Raw genomic sequence first — 1612 nt, 5'->3', positions numbered from 1 at the left:
TAATTAAGTATATTAATCAAAATTTATTTGAAATAGATTTAATATTCCAAAAATATTAAAAAGGAGCTGTTATGAAAAAATTAAATTTAAGAATAGAAGAAAAAGAGTGTATTTTGTATATAAAAGAAAATAAAAATCCAGACTACATTTTAATACAGCCTGTAGACGAAAATGATATCAAAGTTCTAGATAATGAGGTTAAATATATTTCTGAAAATACAAATAAAAATTTTAGTCTTGCTGCATTTAAAATAAACGACTGGAACAGCGAACTGACTCCGTGGGAGATGCCACTTCTTCGTGGAAAAGGGAACTTTGGAAATGGAGCCGATAAAACGTTGAAATTTATAAAGGAAAAATTGATTCCATGTTTGGCAGAATTTATGGATATTCAAGATAAGAATGTGAAATATATTTTAGGTGGATATTCTCTTGCTGGATTATTTTCTCTGTGGAGTGGTTATGAAACTAATACTTTTTATGGAGTAGCAGGCGTTTCTCCTTCTGTGTGGTATGAGGGCTGGATAGATTTTGTAAGAAATGCTGAACTAAAGGCAAATCATGTATATCTGAGCCTTGGAAAACTGGAAGAAACTTCTAAACATAAAATATTAGCTAAAATTGGTGACAATATAAGGGAATATTTTGAAATATTGAAAAATTCTGGAATTGAAAAAAGTATTTTGGAATGGAATGAGGGAAATCATTTTAATGATTCAGATATACGAACTGGAAAAGGATTTGTTTGGATTTTAGAAAATTGTTAATTTTATTAACTTAAATCCCCTAAGGGTAGAGGCAGAGGTGAAATTCGAGATTTTTCGACTATCTAGTTAATCTGTAAATAATATACATAATAACTAGAAGTCTAATAAGTTCATCGCTATTCACTGCTCTAAACCTCCTTTGTATTAAAGTATGAGTTATTGGAACTCATTAAAATTATTATAACAAAAAAAACTGGAAAACTCCAGTTTAATTTGCCAATATTTTTTTACTTTAATACAAAGTTTTTTCCCTTAGGGTTTTTAACAATTTAATTATATCATATTTTCAAAAAAAGTCAATTGTAAAATAAATATCATTTTTTGTTTTATACACTTTTTTCTTATCCTTTATTTTGTACCCGTTATTATTTTCATCATAATTGTTTATCAAGAGTTTTTACATCTGCTTCCTTAAAAACTTTACCTTTGTAATAGGTATTATTCTTATCTTTTGCATAGTCATCATTCATTATTTCAAAACTTTCACTGTCTACATTTTTAATTTTCTTTATCATTTTTTCTTTATTTGAAAAATAGTAAACATTTTTATTGTCTTTAAAATAATTAGGTTCAATCATTTCAAATGTATTAGGATTTGCACCACTTAATTCATTTATTTTATAATCAATTCCTCTAAAATCGAAAACAGTAGCAATTTTATCATCATCTGTATTCAAAGTATAAACAGTATTTTTGTCTTTAAAAACATAAGGATAATTTGTAATTTCTTCAAAACTGTTAAAATCAATATTCTTAATATTTTTATCAATTTTAATTGTTTTTATGCTACTCTCTTTAGTTAATATGTAAATTCCATTTTTATCTTTTATTATAGAATTATCGTA

The 1612-nt window shown here is 25.6% G+C and carries 2 protein-coding genes; one reads left to right on the top strand and one right to left on the bottom strand.

Translation table 11 applies throughout. The features are described from left to right. Positions 1 to 71 precede the first annotated feature (71 nt). On the top strand, positions 72 to 767 hold the full coding sequence (locus tag Q0370_RS11150) for an alpha/beta hydrolase-fold protein (protein ID WP_299575724.1): 696 nt from the start codon (positions 72 to 74) through the stop codon (positions 765 to 767). A 374-nt stretch (positions 768 to 1141) separates the two neighbouring features. Here the strand turns inward: Q0370_RS11150 and Q0370_RS11145 are convergent. Beyond that, positions 1142 to 1612 (bottom strand): DKNYY domain-containing protein (locus Q0370_RS11145; protein WP_299575722.1); only part of this gene is annotated, 471 nt, incomplete at its 5' end.

Source organism: uncultured Leptotrichia sp. (genome assembly GCF_938036635.1).
Taxonomy (GTDB): Bacteria; Fusobacteriota; Fusobacteriia; order Fusobacteriales; family Leptotrichiaceae; genus Leptotrichia; species Leptotrichia hongkongensis.
Note: the sequence above shows the minus strand (reverse complement) of the source record. Positions and strands in the feature narration are given on the sequence as shown.